We start from the raw sequence: 20,174 nt of genomic DNA, 5'->3' as shown, positions 1-20,174 counted from the left end.
AATCCGCCGGTCCCACGGCTCCGAATGACGACCGTGAGGATCACCCGGACAGCCCTGACCCGCGGCGCGCTCGCCGCACTGAGCGGACTGCTCGCGGGATTCGCCTCGTTGACCGTCGCCGAGCTCGTCTCGGCCGCCGTCCGCCCCGAGGCGAGCCCCGTGACGGCGGTCGGCGGAGCCGCCATCGACCGGACGCCCGCCGGTGTGAAGGACTGGGCGATCCGGACCTTCGGCGAGAACGACAAGATCGTCCTGCAGCTCGGCATCGTCGTCACGCTCGCCCTCTTCGCCGTCGCCGTCGGTCTGCTGGCGCTGCGACACCGGCGTACCGGCTCCGCCGCCGTCCTCGCCTTCGGCGTCGTCGGCGTCGCGTCCGCCGTCAGCCGCCCGGACTCCACCGGTCCGATCGACGGGCTCCCGTCGCTGGTCGGCGCGGTCGCCGGGGCGCTGCTGCTGTACGTCCTCATCGGCAAGCTCACCCGGCCGCACAGGGTCGCGGGGGAGGAGGACGAGGGCGGCTGGGACCGGCGGGGCTTCCTGATCGCCGCCACGGCCGCGGCCGCCGCCTCCACGGCGGCCGGAGCGGTCGGCCGGGCCCTGAACGGCCGGAGCGCCCAGGACGCCGTCGCCTCCCGGGAGGCCGTCCGGCTGCCCGCCCCGGCCTCGGCGGCCAAGCCGATCCCGGCGGGTGCCCAGCCCCGGGTGCGCGGCCTCAGCACCTTCACGACCCCCAACAACAAGTTCTACCGGGTGGACACCGCCCTGGTGATCCCCAAGGTCGACGCGAACTCCTGGCGGCTGCGCATCCACGGCAAGGGCGTGCGCCGGGACCTGGAGTTCACCTACCAGGACCTGCTGAACCGCCCGCTGATCGAGCGCGAGATCACGCTCTGCTGCGTCTCCAACGAGGTCGGCGGCCCCTACATCGGCCACGCCAGGTGGATCGGCGTCCGTCTCGCCGACCTGCTCAAGGAGGCCGGGGTGAAGCCGCCGTCCCGGGGTGGAAAGGCGGACCAGATCATCGCCCGCTCGGTGGACGGCATGACGCTCGGCACCCCCGTCGAGGACGTCATGGACGGCCGGGACGCGATGCTCGCCGTCGGCATGAACGGCGAACCGCTCCCCTTCGTCAACGGGTTCCCCGTCCGCATGCTGGTGCCCGGCCTGTACGGGTACGTCTCGGCCTGCAAGTGGATCGAGGACATCGAGCTCACCACGTTCGACGACTACGACGCGTACTGGGTGAAGCGCAAGTGGGCCCGCGAGGCCCCCATCAAGACCCAGTCCCGGATCGACACCCCCAAGCCCTTCGGCCGCCCGGAGGCCGGCACGGTCATGGTCGCCGGGGTCGCCTGGGCCCAGCACCGCGGCATCGAGAAGGTCGAGATCCGGGTCGACGAAGGCCCCTGGCGCCCGGCCCAACTCGCCGACCAGGCCACCGTCGACACCTGGCGTCAGTGGACCTACCCGTGGAAGGCGACCCCCGGCGGTCACACCCTGACCGTGCGCGCCACCGACGGGACCGGCGAGACGCAGACCGAGGAGCGGACGAAGACCGTCCCCGACGGTGCGAGCGGCTGGCACTCCGTGGTGGTCACCGTCGACTGATCCCGACAGAGCGCCCCGCCGCGGAAGGACCGTCACGACCCCCAAAGGTCCCTCCGCGGCGGGGCTTTCACACCCTCACGGCCCGAAGGCCCTCCCCAGTGCCTCCTTCAGCCCGCCCACCGTCGGCGGCCGGAGACAGGCGGTCAGGTATCCGTCCGGCCGTACGACGAACGCCGCGCCCTCACCCGCCGCGTACCGGAGCCCGAACTCGCCCAGGCTGTCGTGGTGATGGGGGACACCCGGCGCCCCTTCCGAGGCGCCGGCGGGCAGGATCCCGTGCGTCTCCATCAGGCCCCCGGTCAACTCCCTTGCCGCTGCGGCGAGATCGGTGGCCGTGTCACCGGCCGGGTGGTGTCCGTACACCAGCAGGACGTGACCGCGTCCGCGCAACAGGTCGAAGAGGCGCACCGGGTAGGCCGCGATGTCCCCGGTGAGGCCGCCGCAGTCCGGGGCCCGGTCGCCGGGCCGGAGACCGGCGCCGTCGTCCCGGGGCAGCGGTGTCACGATCGGGCTCTCCCGGTAGCCGATGAGGAGTTGGGCCTCCCGCAGCAGCAGCGTCTCCACGTCCGTCGGGTCCGCCTGCACGCCCTCGGCGGCGTGCCGGACGGTCCGGCCCACCACCTCCTCGCCGACCGGGTGCCGTTCCGCGTCGTAACTGGCGGGCAGCTGCGGGTGCGCCGCGCCCCCGACGGCCAGAGCCAGCTTCCAGGCCAGGTTGCAGGCGTCCTGGATCCCGGTGTTCATGCCCTGGGCGCCGGTCGGCGGATGGATGTGCGCCGCGTCCCCGGCGACGAACACCCGGCCCTCCCCGTACCGGTCCACCAGCCGGTGGCTGATCCGGAACACCGACGACCAGCGCAGCGCGGACGCGGTGACGGGCTCCGGCGCCAGCCGGTCCAGGACCTTCTGGATGTCGGCGAGTGCGGGGGCCGTGCCGCCTTCGAGGCCATGGGCCACCCCGTCGCCGCCCACCGGCCCGGTCGCCTCCACCTGCCGCGCGGCGGACAGCTCCGGCGGCACCAGCATCGACATCCGGTAGCGGCCGTCCCCCGGCAGCGGGATGCAGACCAGCAGATCGTCGATGGCCCCGTCCTCGCCCCGGTGCATCGAGCGCACCCCGTACCCGGGCGGCAGCCCCCACCCCACCTCCACATCGGCGAGCATGTACTCCTCGGGGAACGCGCCGCCCTCGAAGGTGAGCCCGAGCCCCTTGCGCACGACGGAGTGCGCTCCGTCGCACCCCACCAGGAACCGGGACCGGACCTCCTCCTCGGTACCGGACACGGTGGTGAGCCGGCTGGTCACCCCGGCGGGATCCTGGGCGAACGCCACCAGCGCGGTGGAACGCTCGATCCCGGTGCCGTAGCGCCCGAGGGACTCCTCCAGGAGGCGCTCGGTGTCGTACTGCGGCAGCGCGGCGAAGCCGTACGGCACCTCGGGCGGCAGGACCAGCTCGATCCGGCCCTGCTCGGCTCCGTTCACGTAGGTCAGCTGCCCGCGCAGGGGGACCGCCGCGTCCAGCACCTCCCGCACCAGGCCCATCCGGTCGAAGAGCTCCAGGGTGCGCGGCTGGATGCCCACCGCCTTGGCGTACGGCAGCCGGGCGGGGAGCCGGTCCACGATCCGGCAGGCCACTCCCGCCCGGCGCAGCTCAGCGGCCAGCGTCAGGCCGACCGGGCCCGCGCCCACCACGAGGACGTCCGTCGATTCGCTGCGTGCCACCGGGGTCTCCCGTCGTGGGCCCCCCTGCGTACGGTTCCCTCCATCGTCCTGCCATCGGCGGTCTCCGGCACCCGGGCGGCGCTCAGCCCCCGGCGGGCGCGGGCGGCGGGGTCATCGCCCACCGGATGGTCCTGGTCAGGGCCTTCCCGGCGGGCCGTACGCAGACCTCCTCGACCCCCGGCACCCGGGGCAGCCGCAGCGGCTCCCGGGCCCACGGCGGCAGCGAGGCGACGGCGTTGGCGGCGAGCACGGCGTACGGGGGGCGGACCGGCCAGGGCAGGGGAGGGTGCAGCAGAATGAAGCGGGCCGCTTCCAGGGCCTCCTGGGTGGCGCGCAGCTCGGGGCGGTAGGCGGCGATGCGCTCCGCCAGCTCCGCCCGGTCGCGCGGCGGGTCGGGGATGCCGAGGGCGTGGGCCACCGTCGCCATGTCGCGGATGTATCCGTCGCACCCCGCACCGTCCAACGGCCTTTCCCCGTACCGCTGGTGGGCGCGGAGGAAGCTGTCCACCTCGGCGATGTGCACCCAGCACAGCAGATGCGGATCGGCCGCGTGGTACGGCTCCCCGGAGGACGCGGTCCCGCGCACCCGCTCGTGCACGGACCGTACGCGGTCGACCGCCTCCTGGGCGTGCTCGGCCGTGCCGAACGTGGTCACCGCCAGGAACGTGCTGGTCCGCTGGAGCCGCCCCCACGGATCGCCCTTGAACCCCGAATGGCCCGCGACGGCGGCCATGGCGAGGGGGTGCAGCGACTGGAGGAGCAGCGCGCGCAGACCGCCGATGAACATGGACGCGTCCCCGTGCACCCGGCGCACCGGCCGGTCCGGGCCGAACCAGCGGGGGCCCGGGGTGTCGTGGATCCGGGCCCGGGTCTCCGGCCCGGAAGGCCCCGCCACCCGGGCGAACAGACCCCTGCCGAGCCGTTCCCGCACTCCGGAGCCGGGCGCCGCCTTGTCCATACGACCCAGTATGCGGGGGCGGGGGCCACAGCGGGGCCGGAACGCGGGCATGCGCCCAGGACCCTACGGCACCCGGGCCGTCCACTCTGGCGTCGCGAACTTGGTCCGTACGAGCTCCTCGGCGCGCGCCAGCTCGGAGTCCGTCACGTGGCCGACCGTGAGGCCGTGCCGCTTGCGGAACGACTCGATCATGCGCTCGATCACGACCTGACGGGGCAGGCCGGTCTGCCGCCGCAGTGGGTCGACGCGCTTCTTCGCCGACCGGGTGCCCTTGTCCGACATCTTCTCCTTGCCGATGCGGAGCACTTCCAGCATCTTGTCGGCGTCGATGTCGTAGGCCATCGTCACGTGATGCAGCACGGCCCCGGGCCCGCCGTCGGGCCCCACCACCCGCTTCTGCGCCGCTCCCGCGATCTTGCCGACCTCGGTGGCGATGTCGTTGAGCGGCTGGTACCAGGCCTTGATGCCCATGTCCGCGAGGGCTTCGAGGACCCAGTCGTCCAGATAGGCGTAGCTGTCGGCGAAGGACAGCCCCGACACCAGCGCCTGCGGGACGGCGAGCGAGTAGGTGATGGTGGAGCTGGGCTCGGCGAACATCGCGCCGCCGCCGGAGATCCGGCGTACGACGTCGATCCCGTGCCGCTCCACGCCCGCCGGGTCCACCTCGTTGCGCAGCGACTGGAAGCTGCCGATGATCACGGCGGGGGAGTCCCACTCCCAGACCCGCAGCGTCGGCGGACGCAGCCCCGCCGCGACCTCGGCGGTGATCACCTCGTCCAGCGCCATGTGCAGCGCGGGCGGCTGCGGGGCCTCGTGGATCAGCTGCCAGTCGTAGTCGCTCCACTCGGTGGCCTGCGCGAGCGCCCGGCGTACGGCGATGGCGACGCCCTCCGCGCTCAGCCCGAGCATCACCGTGGAGTCGGGCAACGCCGCCTCGATCCGGGCCGCGAGCCCGGCCGTGTCGGCAGAGGCCGGGGCGCCCTCCAGTGCCGCGTCGATCGCGAGGATCGCCTCGTCCGGTTCGAGGAAGAAGTCCCCGGCGACGCGGACGTTCCGCAGCGCCCCGCCCGCCACGTCCAGGTCCACCACGACCAGCTTGCCGCCGGGAACCTTGTACTCACCGTGCACAGCGCCGCCTCCAGCTCTCCGAGAGGGTCCGGCTCGGTGCCGAGCCGGACACACCAGGATGTAACACGCATCGCGGTGCGGATCATCCCCGCCGCACTGCCCGTGCCGCGCCTCGTGCGCCGGCGGTGGCCGGCAGGCGCGTGTGCGCGCCTGCCGCCACACACCGTCCGGCCCGCGCCGGGGCGCCGGTGGCGCGTCTCAGCGGTGGGTGAACTCCGCGGGCCGCTTCTCGGTGAACGCCTTCATGCCCTCCTTCTGGTCGGCCGTCGCGAACACCGCGTGGAACAGGCGGCGTTCGAAGCGCACGCCCTCGGCGAGCGTCGTCTCGAAAGCCCGGTTCACCGCCTCCTTCGCCATCATCGCGACCGGCCCCGACATGCCGGAGACCGTCCCCGCGACCGCGAGCGCCTCCTCCAGCAGAATCGCGTCCGGCACGATCCTGGAGACGAGACCGGCCCGCTCCGCCTCCTCGGCGCCCATGTTCCGGCCAGTCAGGCACAGGTCCATCGCCTTGGCCTTGCCGACCGCCCGGGTCAGCCGCTGGGAGCCGCCGATGCCGGGGATCACGCCGAGCCGGATCTCCGGCTGCCCGAAGACCGCCGTGTCCGAGGCGATCACCAGGTCGCACAGCATGGCCAGCTCGCAGCCGCCGCCCAGGGCGTAGCCCCGTACGGCGGCGATCGTGGGCGTGCGCAGCTGACCGAGCCGGTCCCAGGCGGTGAACCAGTCGCTGAGGTACATGTCCAGGTAGCTCCTCGGCTGCATCTCCTTGATGTCCGCCCCGGCCGCGAACGCCTTCTCCCCGCTGCCGGTGATGACGATGCAGCCGACGTCCGGGTCGCGGTCGAGCGCTTCCGTGGCCTCGACGGTCTCCCGCATGACGTCCAGGCTCAGCGCGTTGAGCGCCCCCGGCCGGTTCAGGGTGAGCAGGGCGGTGCGGCCCCGGCGCTCGACGAGGATGGTGCCGTACGGGCCCGGGGTGGACGTGCTCTCGTGGTTCTCGCTCATGCGGTGGTGCCTTCCTCTGTCCTGCCGGTCCTCGGCGAAGTGGCCCTGATGGCCCGGACGATCCCGGAGAAGTCCTGGTCCGCTCCCGGACCCTCGGCGAATCGGGCGTACAACTCCGCCGCACGGAGACCCAGTTCGGCATCGACGCCGCCCGCGCGCACCGCGTTGGCGGCCAGCCCGAGGTCCTTCGCCATCAGCGGGGCGGCGAACCCGGGGCGGTAGTCGCGGTTGGCGGGGCTGGCCGGGACCGGCCCGGGGACCGGGCAGTTGACGGTGAGCGCCCAGCACTGTCCGGAGGCCGCCGAGGCGACGTCGAACAGCGCCTGGTCGGAGAGGCCGAGGCTCTCGGCGAGCACGAACGCCTCGCTGACGGCGATCATCGAGACGCCGAGGATCATGTTGTTGCAGATCTTCGCCGCCTGCCCGGCGCCCGCCGCCCCGCAGTGCACCGCCTTCTTCCCCATCACGGACAGCAGCGGTTCGGCCTCCGCGAACGCGGCCTCCCCGCCCCCGGCCATGAAGGTGAGCGTGCCGGCCTCGGCCCCCACCACCCCGCCGGACACCGGCGCGTCCAGCGACCGGTGACCGGCCGCCTCCGCCGCTGCGTGGGCGGCCCGGGAGTCGGCCACGTCGATCGTCGAGCAGTCGACGAACAGGGTGCCGGGACGGGCGGCGGCGAGCAGGCCCTCCGGCCCGTACAGGGAGAGGACATGGCGGCCCGCCGGCAACATGGTGATCACCACGTCGGCCACCGAGGCGGCTTCGGCGGCGGACTCCGCCCGCTCGACCCCGCTCGCCGCGGCGGCCGACAGACAGGCTTCCACCAGATCGTGGCCGAGCACCCGGTGGCCGGCCCGGACGAGGTTGGCAGCCATCGGACCACCCATGTGGCCCAGCCCGATGAAGGCGACAGTCGTGGTCACCAGGGCACCTCCTGCGGTGAGTCGGATGCGGCGAGGGACAGTTCCTCGTCGCCGGTCGGTGCGAAGTACCGGGCCACGTCCGCGTCCGTGACCTCGACCAGCGTGCCCGGCGACCACCGGGGCGCGCGGTCCTTGTCGATCACCTGGGCGCGGATGCCCTCCACCAGGTCGTGCGAGGAGAGAGCGGCGCAGGAGATGCGGTACTCCTGCTCCAGCACCCTTTCCAGCGGTCCGAGTTCCCGGGCCCGGCGCAGTGCGGCGAGGGTGACCTTCAGCGCGGTCGGCGAGCGGCCGAGGATCGTGGCGGCCGCCTCACCCGCCGCCGGGGCGTCGGACGCGAGCAGCCGCTCCACGATCTCCTCGACCGTGTCGGCGGCGTAACAGCGGTCGATCCAGGCGCGGTCGGCGTCCAGGATGCCGAGGGGTGCTTCCCGGACATGGCGGTGCAGGACCGGGGCGGGAGGTTCGGTCCGCAGTCCGGCGAGAAACGCGGGCAGGTCCGCCCACGGTACGAAGTGGTCCGCGAGCCCGCACAGCAGGGCGTCCCCGGCTCCGACCACCGCGCCCGTCAGGGCGAGATGGGTGCCCAGCTCCCCGGGTGCGAGGGCCAGCAGATAGGTGCCCCCGACGTCCGGCACGAAGCCGATCCCGGTCTCCGGCATGGCGACCCTGGAGCGCTCGGTGACGATCCGGACGCTGCCGTGCGCCGAGACCCCGACCCCGCCGCCCATCACGATGCCGTCCATGAGCGCCACGTACGGCTTGGGGTAGCGGGCGATCCGGGCGTTGAGCCGGTACTCGTCGCGCCAGAACGCGGCCGAGGCCCTGCCGCCGACGCGCGCGTCCTCGTGGATGGACCGGATGTCGCCGCCCGCGGACAGGCCGCGCTCCCCGGCCCCGGTGATGACGACGGTGGCCACTTCCGGGTCGTGCTCCCACCGGTCCAGGGCGGCCGCGATCGCCTCCACCATCGCGTGGGTGAGGGCGTTGAGCGCCTTCGGCCGGTTCAGGGTCACCACCCCCGTACGTCCCTCGGTGTGCACCCGTACGAGCTCCTCGGTCATCGCAGGGCTCCCGTCAGGCTCCGGGCCACCATGACGCGCATGATCTCGTTGGTCCCTTCCAGGATCTGGTGGACCCGCAGGTCCCGGACGATCTTCTCGATGCCGTACTCGGCCAGATAGCCGTAGCCGCCGTGCAGTTGGAGCGCCCGGTCGGCCACCGAGTAGCCGGTGTCCGTCGCGAAGTGCTTGGCCATCGCGCACAGCTGCGGGGCGCCGGCCACGTTCCGGTCGAGCGCCTCGGCGGCCTGTCGCACCAGTGCTCGGGCGGCGGCGAGTTCGGTCGCCATGTCGGCCAGCCGGAACTGCAGCGCCTGCGCGTCCAGCAGCCGGCCGCCGAACGCCTCCCGGTCCGCGAGATGCGCCAGGCTGCGGTCAAGGGCGCTCTGCGCACCGCCCAACGAGCAGGCCGCGATACCGAGTCGGCCGCCGTTCAGCCCGTTCATCGCGATCCGGAAGCCGCCGCCCTCCTCGCCGAGCAGCCGGTCGGCCGGGATCCGCACCTCCTCCAGCAGGACCTGCCGGGTCGGCTGGGCGTTCCACCCCATCTTCTTCTCGTTGGGCCCGAACGAGAGCCCGGGGTCGTCCCGTTCGACGAGGAACGCGGAGATGCCCCGGGGCCCGTCGTCGCCGGTGCGGGCCAGCACGATGTAGAGGTGCGAGGCGCCCGCCCCGGAGATGAACTGCTTCGTCCCCGTCAGCACGTAGTGGTCGCCGTCGCGCACCGCGCGGGTGCGCAGCGCCGCGGCGTCGGACCCGGCGCCCGGTTCGGTCAGGCAGTAACTGCCCAGCTGCTCCATGGTGCAGAGCGTGGGCAAGTAGCGGCCGCGCTGGTCCTCGCCGCCGTACCGGTCGATCATCCAGCCGACCATGTTGTGGATGGACAGATAGCCCGCGATGGACGGGCAGCCGGTGGCCAGGGCTTCGAAGACCAGGACGCCGTCGGAGCGGGACAGCTCGGAGCCGCCCAACTCCTCCCGTACGTACACGCCTCCGAGGCCGAGCCCGGCCGCCTTGCGCAGCACGTCGACCGGGAAGTGCTTGTCCTGGTCCCAGGCCACGGCGTGCGGGGCCAGGTGTTCCTGGGCGAAGTCCAGGGTCGTCTCGACGACCGCGAGCTGGTCGTCGGTGAGGAGCGTGGTCACGATGCTCATCCCATGGTCGGAATCGTGAAGCTCGCGCCGTCCCGGATTCCCGAGGCGGGCCAGCGCGAAGTGACGGTCTTCGTACGGGTGTAGAAGCGGATGGCGTCCGGACCGTGCTGGTTGAGGTCGCCGAACCCGGACCGCTTCCACCCGCCGAAGGTGTGGTACGCGACCGGCACCGGGATCGGCACATTGACGCCGACCATGCCGGTGTCGACGCGGCGCGTGAAGTCGCGGGCGGTGTCGCCGTCGCGGGTGAAGAGCGCGACGCCGTTGCCGTACGGGTGCTCCGAGGGCAGGCGCAGCGCCTCCTCGTAGTCCGCCGCACGGACCACGGACACCACCGGGCCGAAGATCTCCTCCTGGTAGATCCGCATGTCCGGCGTGACCCGGTCGAAGAGGGAAGCGCCCGCGAAGAAGCCGTCCTCGTGACCCTCCAGGGTGAAGTCCCGCCCGTCGACGACCAGTTCCGCGCCCTCCTCGACCCCGAGGTCGACGTAGCCGCGGACCCGGTCCACCGCGTCGCGGCCCACCAGCGGCCCGAAGTCGGCGTCCGGGTCGTCCGAGCGGCCGATCCGCAGCTCGGCGATCCGCTCGGTGAGCCTGGCGACCAGCGCGTCGGCGGTGGCCTCGCCCACCGGCACGGCGACCGAGATCGCCATGCACCGCTCGCCCGCCGAGCCGTAACCGGCGCCGATCAGCGCGTCCACCGCCTGGTCCAGGTCGGCGTCCGGCATCACGATCATGTGGTTCTTCGCCCCGCCGAAACACTGGGCCCGCTTGCCGTGGGCGGCGGCCGTGGCGTAGATGTGCGCGGCGATCGGCGTCGAGCCGACGAAGCCGAGCGCCTTTACGCGCGGGTCCTCCAGGAGGGTGTCCACGGCCTCCTTGCCGCCGTTGACGACGTTGAGGACGCCCGGCGGCAGGCCCGCCTCCAGGAACAGTTCCGCCAGCCGCAGCGGCACCGACGGGTCCCGCTCGGACGGCTTGAGGATGAAGGCGTTGCCGCAGGCCAGGGCGGGTGCGGCCTTCCACAGCGGGATCATCGCGGGGAAGTTGAACGGAGTGATGCCCGCGACGACCCCGAGCGGCCGGCGCAGCGAGTGGACGTCGATGCCGGCCCCCGCGTTGTCGCTGAACTCGCCCTTCAGCAGATGCGGGACACCGGCGGCGAACTCCACGACGTCCAGTCCGCGCGCGATGTCGCCGTGCGCGTCGGCCACGGTCTTGCCGTGCTCCGAGGAGAGCAGCCGGGCCAGCGAATCCTTCTCCTTCTCGACGAGCCGGAGGAAGCGCAGCAGCACCCGGGCGCGGCGCTGCGGGTTCCACTCGCCCCACTCGCGCTGGGCCTCGACGGCGTCGGCGATCGCCGCCTCCGTCTCGGCGCGGTCGGCCAGCGGAACCCGGGCCTGCACCCGGCCGGTGTTGGGATCGAAGACGTCGCCGTAGCCGCCCGAGGTGCCGGACGTGTGCTTGCCGCCGATGAAATGAGTGAGTTCGCGGACCATGGAAGCCTGCTCTCGTCGTGGAGATCGTCAGGTGAGATCCGGGGATGGCGCACGGGCCCGCCAGGCCGCGGCGCACCGGTCGGATGCGCGCGGAAACGGAGGGCTCGTCGTCGGGGACGCGAAGGGCTCAGGCCGTCAGGGGGCGGGGAGAACCGCTCGCCGGGACGTGCCTGCGGGGCCGTGATGACGGACCGGTGCCATGCGTGTCTGCTCCATCCTCGTGGAAACACGGAACATCCCGCGGCCGGTATCCTGACTCCCGGATCAGCGCCCGCCCTCGTGCCTTCCCAACGGCTGCCTCACCGTCAGTGGCGTGTCCTGCGAGGACGGACTCCCCGGTCACAGTGGCGGGACCGCGCCGGAATCACACCGGCTTCCCTGACACCACGGGCCTTCGAGGCGCCCGGCTCCATGCCGGTCACCTCTCTGCTCACGAACATATAGTTGGACGTCCTAGTAAGTCCACCCCGCCCGGGGCCTGTCTGACCGTTCCCGCCTGCCTCGCGACGCCATGCGCGCACTCTCGCCGCACCGGCCCCTGGCATGATCGGCCGACATGGCAGACATGGCTGAAATGAGCGACGCGCCCCGCCACATCCTCGTCATCGGCATGGGCGCCGGCGACCCCGACCATCTGACCCTGGCCGCGGTGAAGGCCATGCGCCGGGCCGACGTCTTCTTCGTGCTCGGCAAGGGCAAGGAGAAGGAGTCCCTGACCCGGCTGCGGCGCGACATCCTCGACGAGCACCTCACCGGCCCGTACCGCGTGGTGGAGGCCGACGACCCGTGGCGCGACCGGACCCAGCAGGACGGCGGGCGCTACACCTCGGCGGTGCACGACTGGCGGCACCGCCGCGCCGACATCTGCGAGCGCCTGATCATCGAGGAGCTCGCACCGGGGCAGTGCGGAGCCTTCCTGGTGTGGGGCGATCCGGCCCTCTACGACAGCACGCTGGCGATCCTCGACGACATCCGAGGGCGCGGCACGGTGGAATTCGGCCATGCGGTGGTCCCCGGCATCAGCAGCGTCTCCGCCCTCGCCGCCCGGCACCGCGTCACCCTGAACCAGGTCGGCCGGCCCATCCACATCACCCCCGGCAGGCGGCTGGCCCAGGGCTTCCCCGAGGACGACGGCGACATCGTCGTGATGCTCGACGGCCACGAGAGCTTCACCCATCTGACAGGCAGGGGCCTGTGGATCCACTGGGGCGCGTACATCGGAACCCCCGACGAGATCCTGGTCTCCGGCCCGCTCGACGAGGTGGCCGACGACATCAGCCGCCTGCGCGCCGAGGCCCGCGAACGGCACGGCTGGATCATGGACACCTATCTGCTGCGCCGGACGCCGGACGAGGCGGACGGCGTCGGCGGCACGGACTGACGGCGGCTGATCGCTGACGGTTGCCGGGGCCGCCGAGGGGCCCGCGTCGAGGCGCGGGCGGCGGGCGGCCTCCGCACCTCGTCGTCGGACCGGCGGGGTGTCAGCGCCGGGTCTCGTGCGCCCGGATCACGCCGAGCCCGTGCCCCAGGCTCGGGCACTCGGCGGTCAGGTCGTCGCCCCTCACCAGGTAGTCGTGCACCCGGCCGTCCGTGGGCCGTTCGATCGCGCGATACAGCGTGCCGTTCACGGTGATCGTCCAGTCGTCGCCGTCCTGGGCCCACCCGACTGTCTTCTTCATAGGGCGTTGTCCCTTTCCTCGGTCGGCTTCGCCGCGGGTCGGCGGCCGTGTAGTGCGAAGAAGAACGGCTTGTGACGCTCCGTGGTTCCGCGTTCTCTACGCCAATCGGTTACATCTGGGTCACTGCCTCCGCACAGTCGAGCCGAACGACCTGACCGAAGGTCAGGGAGCGGATGGCGAAAAGTCGAACGATGGGGGAACCCGTGTCGCCCCCGCTCCGTGGCCCGGCCCGGTCTTCAGCGCGATCGGGAAGAAGCGGGCGCGTGTCTCACATCACCGTCCGAAGTGTGAACAACGGTGTGCGCCCGGCGGTCGTCCCCTAGGCTGGCCGCTGCAACTGGTTCGCCCTGTCCGCCAGACAGGGTGTCGCAAGAGGGAACCCGGTGGGAATCCGGGACTGCCCCGCAGCGGTGAGTGGGAACGACCGCCGTCATACGCACTGGGCCCGGCCGGGTCTGGGAAGCGACGGCCTTTAGGTGTCTGCCCCGGCAGACGTGCCCGCGAGTCCGAAGACCTGCCCGTTGCCCGCACGCGACCGTTCGCGTGCGGAGATCTCGGTGACCTCGTGGGCGGGTCGGCGTAACCATCAGGTGGACGGACACGGTTCGACGTGTCCGGTGTCCGCCCGATGCGTCATCCCTTCGCGTCCGCGTCCCGTCCCGGGATCTGCACCGCAGACACGCTCGCGAAGGAGAGTCACGTGACAGCGAAGCCCGCAGCCGCGGCAGCACGGGCCACCGTGTACGGCTACCCCCGCCAGGGTCAGAACCGTGAACTGAAGAAGGCCATCGAGGGCTACTGGAAGGGCCGCGTCAGCGCCGACGCCCTCCGGCAGACCGCCGCGGAACTGCGCCGGGGAACCTGGCAGCAGCTCGCCGAGGCCGGCGTCCACGAAGTGCCGACCGGTGATTTCTCGTACTACGACCATGTCCTGGACACCAGTGTCATGGTCGGCGCTGTTCCCGAGCGGCACCGCGACGCGGTCCGCGCCGACGCCCTCGACGGCTACTTCGCCATGGCCCGCGGCACGCAGGACGTGGCCCCGCTCGAAATGACCAAGTGGTTCGACACCAACTACCACTATCTGGTGCCTGAGTTGGGACCGGACACGGTGTTCACCGCCGACTCGGCCAAGCAGGTCGCCGAGTTCAAGGAGGCCCTCGCGCTCGGCCACACCCCGCGCCCGGTCCTGGTCGGCCCCGTCACCTACCTCCTGCTCGCCAAGGCGGCCCCCGGCGTGGCCCCGGACTTCGAGCCGCTGACCCTGCTGGACCGGCTGCTGCCGGTGTACGCGGAGGTCCTCGCGGACCTGCGCGCGGCCGGTGCCGAGTGGGTGCAGCTGGACGAGCCCGCGCTCGTTCAGGACCGCACCCCGGCCGAGCTGAACGCCGCCGCCCGTGCCTACCGCGAGCTCGGCGGCCTCACGGACCGGTCCAAGCTGCTCGTCGCCTCCTACTTCGGGCGGCTCGGCCAGGCGCTGACGGTCCTGGCCAAGGCTCCCGTCGACGGGCTGGCCCTCGACTTCACCGAGACCGGCGCGGGCAATCTCGACGACCTGGCCGCCGCCGGGGGACTGCCCGGCAAGCGGCTGGTGGCCGGTGTCGTCAACGGCCGCAACATCTGGATCAACGACTACGGGAAGTCGCTCGCCACCCTCGGCACCCTGCTCGGCCTCGCCGACCGGGTCGACGTCTCCGCCTCCAGCTCGCTGCTGCACGTCCCGCTGGACGCCGCCGCCGAGACCGACATCGCCCCGCAGATCGCCCGCTGGCTCGCCTTCGCCCGGCAGAAGACCGCCGAGATCGTCGTCCTGGCCCGCGGTCTCGCCGCCGGAACGGACACCATCGCGGCCGAACTCGCCGCCAACCGCGCCGACCTGGCCTCCCGCACCGACGCCGCGATCACCCGCGACCCGGCCGTCCGCGCCCGTGCCGCGGCCATCACCGACGCGGACGGCCGCCGCTCCCAGCCGTACGCCGAGCGGACCGCCGCCCAGCGCGCGCACCTCGGGCTGCCGCTGCTGCCGACCACCACGATCGGCTCGTTCCCGCAGACCACCGAGTTGCGCACGGCGCGGGCGGACCTGCGGGCGGGCCGGATCGACGAGGCCGGGTACGAGGAGCGCATCAAGGACGAGATCCGCGAGGTCCTCTCCTTCCAGGAGAAGGCCGGGATCGACGTCCTGGTGCACGGCGAGCCCGAACGCAACGACATGGTGCAGTACTTCGCCGAGCAGCTCACCGGCTACCTCGCCACCCAGCACGGCTGGGTGCAGTCCTACGGCACCCGCTACGTCCGCCCGCCGGTCCTCGCCGGGGACATCTCGCGGCCCGAGCCGATGACCGTGCGCTGGACCACGTACGCGCAGGCGCTGACCGAGCGCCCCGTCAAGGGCATGCTCACCGGGCCGGTCACCATGCTCGCCTGGTCCTTCGTCCGCGACGACCAGCCGCTCGGCGACACCGCCCGCCAGGTGGCCCTCGCCCTGCGCGACGAGGTGAACGACCTCGAAGCGAACGGAACGTCGGTGATCCAGGTCGACGAACCCGCGCTGCGCGAGACGCTCCCGCTGCGCGCCGCCGACCACGCCGCGTACCTGGAGTGGGCGACGGAGTCCTTCCGCCTCGCCACCGCAGGCGTGCGGCCGGACACCCAGATCCACACCCACATGTGCTACGCGGAGTTCGGCGACATCGTCCAGGCCATCGACGACCTCGACGCCGACGTCATCAGCCTGGAGGCGGCCCGCTCCCACATGCAGGTCGCCCGCGAACTGGCCGCCCACGGCTATCCGCGGGAGGCCGGACCCGGCGTCTACGACATCCACTCCCCGCGCATCCCCAGCACCGAGGAGGCAGCGGCCCTGCTGCGCAAGGGACTTGAGGCCATCCCGGCGACACGGCTGTGGGTGAACCCCGACTGCGGCCTGAAGACCCGAGGCTGGCTGGAGACCCGGACCTCCCTGGAGAACCTGGTCGCCGCCGCGCGGGAGATCCGCGCCGAGCTGCCCACCGACGCGGCGTGATCCGGGCCCGGTGCGGGAGCGGTGACCGCCGCTCCCGCGCCGGGCCCCCACCCGTACGGACCGGTGCGTGTCCGAGTCCGCTGATAGCGTGCCGCTTCCGGATCGAAGATCACGAAAGGGCGGCGTGCGTGCGGGAAGTGACGTGTCATGAGGTGGATATCCGGCGCTTGGGCGAGGCATCGGAAGGCATCGTCGGCCGTACCGCGGGGCGGTGGCACCGGATGCGCTACGACGATCCGGACCCGCGGCGGATGCGCGAACTGGCCGAGGAACTGCTCGACCACGTCGCCGCCCGCACCGGGCAGGGGATCGCGCTCGACGATCTGGCACGCTCCGCGCTGAGCACGGCGGCGGAGTGCCACCTGGGGGAGATGAGCGTCGGCTGTTTCCCCGACGGGGACCAGGAGATCTTCTTCCCCCTGGTCGGGGAGAGCCTCAGCAGCGAGGACATATCCTTCGGCGACGTCGTCGCCTTCTCAAACGCGCAGGCTCCCTCGGCCCGGACCTGGCTGGACCTCTTCGCGGTCTCCCTCGCCAGCGGTCTCGTCCGGCAACGGCAGCGGGTGATCGGGCCGTTGCTGCGGAACGACTTCGCGCCCTCGATCCGCCAAGGGGTGCCGTACTCCTCGCTCGCCTCGGCATCGGACCCGGCGGACCTCGCCGCGATGGACGCCCTGTGCCCGTATCTGGCCGAGGCGGAAGGCCACCAGCCCCGCCACCGGCCCACCGTGCCCCTGCGCAAGCCCGATGCCGACGAGCGGGTACAGGCGGCCGCCGCGCTGGACGCCGTAGGCGCGCTCACCCCCGATCAGCACCTTCTGCGCCTGCTCCTCGACGACGAACAGCACGCGTTCGAGCAGGCGTTGGCGGACCGGCTCGACGCCTACCGGGAGAGTGCGGGACCCGCTCCCGCGCCCCGCACCCTGCTGCCGCTCGACCCCCTCGCCCTGGCCGCCCTCGCCGTCCAGGTGCACGGATGGGAGCTGGGCATCGGCTCCCGCTATCTGCCGCCCGACCTGCTGGGCTCCCCGGACGCGCTGCGCCGGGCAGCGGAGGCGGGACCCGGCAACTCGGTTGCCCAGTAGGCGAAGCAGCCTCCGGGGCCCGGCGGGCCGCCCGTCGTTCGCGCCCTCCAAGTTAGGTTAGCCTAACCAGCAAATCCCCGGCGGTGGATCTCTCCGCCCCCGGTGTCGCCCCGCGCGCGGACCCGCTTCCGCACGGCCCGCCCGCACCACGACCGAAGGTCCTCGCCATGCCGCCTCCTCCGCTCCCGCTCCCCGGCGAACCCCCGGCGCAGGCCGGGGCGTCGGGCGCGCGTGCCGGTACGCCGTCGGGGCCCGGCGCACAGGACGTACGGGGAGGCCTCGTGGCGGGCGGTGCGCACGGGCCGGACCACCTGCGGGCCCTCACCGCGATCGTCCTGGACGCCCTGGAGAACGCCGCCCCGGCCCGGGGCGGACCGCTGCCCGCCGGAGGGCCCGATGCCGTGGCCCTGAGCACCCTGGCCCTCTGCTCCCCGGTTCTGCCGGAGGAGGGCGTCGGCCCCGAGGCCGCGCTCGGGGACGTCGTGCGCGCGGTCGCGGAAGGGGCCGCCGATCCGGCCGACCCCGCCTGCGTCGCCCATCTGCACTGCCCGCCGCTCGCCGTGGCCGTCGCGGCGGACCTGGCGGGGGCGGCCCTCAACCCCTCCATGGACTCCTGGGACCAGGCGCCCGCCGCCGGTGTGATCGAGGAGCTGACCACGGCCGCACTGGCCCGGCTCGTCCACCCCACGGCCCCGGCCCCCGACGCGCTCATCACCAGCGGCGGCACCGAGTCCAACCTGGTCGCCCTGCTCCTCGCCCGGGAACGGTCGGCCCCCGGTCCGCTGCGAGTGGTGACCGGCGCCAACGTCCACCACAGCGTCCACCGTGCCGCCTGGATGCTCGGCCTGCCCGCCCCCACGGTCGTCCCCTGCGGCAACGGCCGGATCGACCCGGCCGCCCTCGACCGCGCCCTGACCCGCCTCGCCGGAGCGCCGCTCCTGGTCGTCGCCACCGCCGGGACCACCGACGAGGGGCGCATCGACCCGCTCCCGGAGATCGCCCGCATCGCCGAACGGCACACGGCCCAGCTCCACGTCGATGCCGCGTACGGCGGCCCACTGCTGTTCAGCGAGCGCCTGGCCCCTCAGCTCGCCGGCCTGGAGCACGCCGCCACCGTAACGTTCGACCTGCACAAACTCGGCTGGCAGCCGGTCGCCGCCGGAGTGCTGGCCGTCGCCGACGCCGCGATGCTCGCCCCGCTGTCCCTGCGCGCCGACTACCTCAACGCCGACGACGACACCGAGGCCGGACTCCCCGACCTGCTGGGCCGCTCGATCCGTACCACCCGCCGCCCCGACGCCCTGAAGATGGCGGTCACCTTCCGCGCCCTCGGACGCCGGGGGCTCGGCACACTGGTCGAGCACTGCGTGCGTACGGCCCACGAGTTCGGCCGGGCCGTCGACGCGCGCCCGGCACTGCGCCGCCGGCCCGGCGACATCGGGATCAGCACCGTGCTGTTCCGGCCGACGGTGGCCGACGGGCTGCCCGACGAGGCGGGCGACGCCGTGGTCGCCGCAGTCCGCCGCACCCTGCTCACCGAGGGGCGCGCCGTCCTCGGCCGGGCGGTCGCGGAGGACGGCGACGGCCGCAGCCGCCTCTGGCTGAAGGCCACCCTCCTGCACCCGAACGCCGCCACGGCCGACCTGCTACCCCTGCTCGACCTCGTCACGGCGGCGGCGGACCGTGCGGCGAGCGAAGCCGCGGCGGCCGAAGGTACCGATGCCCCCGTGACGGAAAGGCTGTCGCCATGACGTCGACGATGCGCACGACGCGTACGGGACGACCCCCCGCCGCCCCAGCGACCCCCGCCGGAGGAACCCGATGACACCCGGACCGCGCACGCCGCCCCTCGATCTGCTGGGGGTGGGGGCAGGGCCCTTCAACCTTTCGCTCGCCGCACTCGCCGACGGCGTTCCCGGGCTGCGCACCGCCTTCCACGAGCAGCGCGCCGCCTTCCACTGGCACCCCGGGCTGCTCATCGAGGGCGCGACGCTGCAAGTGCCCTTCCTGGCCGACCTGGTGAGCCTCGTCGAGCCCACCAGCCCCTGGTCCTACCTCAATTACATCAAGACCCGCCGCAGGCTCTTCCCGTTCTACTTCGCCGAGCGCTTCCACATCCACCGCTCCGAGTTCGACGACTACCTGCGCTGGGTGAGCACCGAACTGCCCTCCACCCGCTTCGGCCACCGCGTCGACACCGTCGCCTGGGACCCCGGACAGGGCGCGTTCGCCGTGGAGTTCAGCCGCCTCGGCCCCGACGGGGAAGCGCTCACGAGCGGGCTCGCCCATGCCCGTAACCTCGCCCTCGGCGTCGGCACGGCGCCGCACGTCCCCGAACCGCTGCGGGAGCTGGTCGGGGACCCGGCCGCCGTGGTGCTGCACTCCGCGGACTATCTCGCCCAGCGGGACCGGCTGCTGGCCGCCCGCCACATCACCGTCGTCGGCTCGGGCCAGTCGGGCGCCGAAGTCCTGCTGGACCTGCTGCGGTCCCGGCCCGAGGGGGCGGAGGCGCTGACCTGGCTGGCCCGTACGCCGGCCTTCGCGCCCATGGAGTACAGCAAGATCGGCCTGGAGCAGTTCACGCCCGACTACACCCGCTACTTCCACGGACTTCCGCAGGCCACCCGGGACCGGCTCCTGCCCCGTCAGTGGCAGCTCTACAAGGGCGTCAGCGGGGACACGCTCGGGGACATCCACGACGAGCTGTACCGGCGGAGCCTCGGCGGGGGCTGGCCCGACGTCACGTTGACACCCGGCATCGAGGTCACCGGAGCGGCCGCCACCGCGGCGGGGCGCATCGAGCTGAGCGTCGAGCACGGCCAGCAGGAGCGGCGGGGCCGGCTCGTCACGGACGCCGTCGTTCTCGCCACCGGGTATCGGGAGCGCCCGGTCGACCTGCTGCTGGCCGCCCTCGACCCGTACATCGTCCGCGACGAGGCCGGGCGTCCGCAGGTCGACGCGGCTCAACGGCTCGTTCTCGCACCGGAGATCGCCGGATCGCTCTTCGTGCAGAACGCGGAACGGCACACGCACGGCGTCGGCGCGCCGGACCTGGGTCTGGCCGCCTGGCGTTCCGCCGTCATCGTCAACGCGCTGACCGGCAAGGAGTTCTACCCGCTGCCCGAGCGCACGGCCTTCACGACGTTCGGCCTCGCCGCGCAGGACCGCGACGACCGGGACGACCGGGACCCGTCGGCGCGTCCGGCCGAGGAACGACGGTGACGACGCGGCCGGGCCGCGCGGTGGGGTTCACCGTGCGGCCCGGGGCGGGGGTGGTTCGCCGGGGGATCAGCCCTTGCGGGCGGTGATCTCCTCGGTGAGCTG

At 73.0% G+C, this 20,174-nt stretch carries 15 protein-coding genes and 2 riboswitches; of the genes, 6 read left to right on the top strand and 9 right to left on the bottom strand.

Features of this window, described 5'->3' with window-relative positions:
* Positions 1-24: 24 nt before the first annotated feature.
* The gene (locus ACFWRV_RS22040) at positions 25-1,608 is read left to right on the top strand and encodes a molybdopterin-dependent oxidoreductase (protein WP_384337065.1); all 1,584 of its coding nucleotides are present in this window, start codon (positions 25-27) and stop codon (positions 1,606-1,608) included.
* A gap of 75 nt (positions 1,609-1,683) precedes the next feature.
* Here the strand turns inward: ACFWRV_RS22040 and ACFWRV_RS22035 are convergent, their stop codons facing one another.
* The 8 genes from ACFWRV_RS22035 to ACFWRV_RS22000 all read right to left on the bottom strand — a co-directional run bounded on the left by ACFWRV_RS22035 (position 1,684) and on the right by ACFWRV_RS22000 (position 11,061).
* Positions 1,684-3,330, bottom strand: coding sequence for an FAD-dependent monooxygenase (locus ACFWRV_RS22035; RefSeq protein WP_384337063.1), 1,647 nt, complete (start codon positions 3,328-3,330; stop codon positions 1,684-1,686).
* Positions 3,331-3,412: 82 nt separating this feature from the next.
* The gene (locus ACFWRV_RS22030) at positions 3,413-4,288 is read right to left on the bottom strand and encodes an oxygenase MpaB family protein (protein WP_384337061.1); all 876 of its coding nucleotides are present in this window, start codon (positions 4,286-4,288) and stop codon (positions 3,413-3,415) included.
* 63 nt (positions 4,289-4,351) lie between these two features.
* On the bottom strand, positions 4,352-5,416 hold the full coding sequence (locus tag ACFWRV_RS22025) for a biotin/lipoate A/B protein ligase family protein (RefSeq protein WP_384337059.1): 1,065 nt from the start codon (positions 5,414-5,416) through the stop codon (positions 4,352-4,354).
* Positions 5,417-5,614: 198 nt separating this feature from the next.
* Entirely contained in the window at positions 5,615-6,424 is an 810-nt protein-coding gene (locus ACFWRV_RS22020) for an enoyl-CoA hydratase (protein WP_384337057.1), read from the bottom strand.
* Positions 6,421-7,347 (bottom strand): 3-hydroxyisobutyrate dehydrogenase, encoded by a 927-nt coding sequence (gene mmsB / locus ACFWRV_RS22015; protein ID WP_384337055.1) that lies wholly within the window; start codon positions 7,345-7,347, stop codon positions 6,421-6,423. Before mmsB ends, ACFWRV_RS22020 begins: the two co-directional genes overlap by 4 nt.
* A complete protein-coding gene (locus ACFWRV_RS22010; protein ID WP_384337053.1) occupies positions 7,344-8,411 on the bottom strand; it encodes an enoyl-CoA hydratase/isomerase family protein in 1,068 nt (355 codons plus the stop codon). Before ACFWRV_RS22010 ends, mmsB begins: the two co-directional genes overlap by 4 nt.
* Positions 8,408-9,562 carry an acyl-CoA dehydrogenase family protein gene (locus ACFWRV_RS22005; protein ID WP_384337051.1) on the bottom strand — a complete coding sequence of 385 codons (1,155 nt, stop codon included), beginning with the start codon at positions 9,560-9,562 and terminating at the stop codon, positions 8,408-8,410. The genes ACFWRV_RS22010 and ACFWRV_RS22005 overlap by 4 nt, the downstream gene beginning before the upstream one ends.
* Positions 9,559-11,061 carry a CoA-acylating methylmalonate-semialdehyde dehydrogenase gene (locus ACFWRV_RS22000; protein WP_384337049.1) on the bottom strand — a complete coding sequence of 501 codons (1,503 nt, stop codon included), beginning with the start codon at positions 11,059-11,061 and terminating at the stop codon, positions 9,559-9,561. The genes ACFWRV_RS22005 and ACFWRV_RS22000 overlap by 4 nt, the downstream gene beginning before the upstream one ends.
* A 246-nt stretch (positions 11,062-11,307) precedes the next feature.
* Positions 11,308-11,440: riboswitch (cobalamin riboswitch) on the bottom strand.
* A gap of 195 nt (positions 11,441-11,635) precedes the next feature.
* Here ACFWRV_RS22000 and cobF point away from each other — a divergent pair.
* Complete coding sequence (gene cobF, locus ACFWRV_RS21995) at positions 11,636-12,442, top strand: precorrin-6A synthase (deacetylating) (RefSeq protein ID WP_384337177.1); 807 nt, start codon at positions 11,636-11,638, stop codon at positions 12,440-12,442.
* Positions 12,443-12,542: 100 nt separating this feature from the next.
* Here the strand turns inward: cobF and ACFWRV_RS21990 are convergent, their stop codons facing one another.
* Positions 12,543-12,740 (bottom strand): hypothetical protein, encoded by a 198-nt coding sequence (locus tag ACFWRV_RS21990; RefSeq protein ID WP_359149142.1) that lies wholly within the window; start codon positions 12,738-12,740, stop codon positions 12,543-12,545.
* 321 nt (positions 12,741-13,061) lie between these two features.
* Positions 13,062-13,277: riboswitch (cobalamin riboswitch) on the top strand.
* Between the two features lie 163 nt (positions 13,278-13,440).
* Here ACFWRV_RS21990 and metE point away from each other — a divergent pair.
* The 4 genes from metE to ACFWRV_RS21970 all read left to right on the top strand — a co-directional run bounded on the left by metE (position 13,441) and on the right by ACFWRV_RS21970 (position 20,072).
* Positions 13,441-15,765: a 5-methyltetrahydropteroyltriglutamate--homocysteine S-methyltransferase gene (metE, locus tag ACFWRV_RS21985; protein WP_384337046.1), complete on the top strand. Its 2,325-nt coding sequence runs from the start codon at positions 13,441-13,443 to the stop codon at positions 15,763-15,765.
* A gap of 128 nt (positions 15,766-15,893) precedes the next feature.
* Positions 15,894-16,850: an Imm49 family immunity protein gene (locus ACFWRV_RS21980; RefSeq protein ID WP_384337044.1), complete on the top strand. Its 957-nt coding sequence runs from the start codon at positions 15,894-15,896 to the stop codon at positions 16,848-16,850.
* A gap of 167 nt (positions 16,851-17,017) precedes the next feature.
* Positions 17,018-18,601: a pyridoxal phosphate-dependent decarboxylase family protein gene (locus ACFWRV_RS21975; RefSeq protein ID WP_384337042.1), complete on the top strand. Its 1,584-nt coding sequence runs from the start codon at positions 17,018-17,020 to the stop codon at positions 18,599-18,601.
* Positions 18,602-18,671: 70 nt separating this feature from the next.
* Positions 18,672-20,072: a lysine N(6)-hydroxylase/L-ornithine N(5)-oxygenase family protein gene (locus tag ACFWRV_RS21970; protein WP_384337040.1), complete on the top strand. Its 1,401-nt coding sequence runs from the start codon at positions 18,672-18,674 to the stop codon at positions 20,070-20,072.
* The last annotated feature ends 102 nt before the right edge of the window (positions 20,073-20,174 follow it).

The sequence above is a fragment of the Streptomyces sp. NPDC058576 genome, assembly GCF_042718715.1.
GTDB lineage: Bacteria > Actinomycetota > Actinomycetes > Streptomycetales > Streptomycetaceae > Streptomyces.
This window is presented reverse-complemented; position numbering and strand designations above follow the sequence as displayed.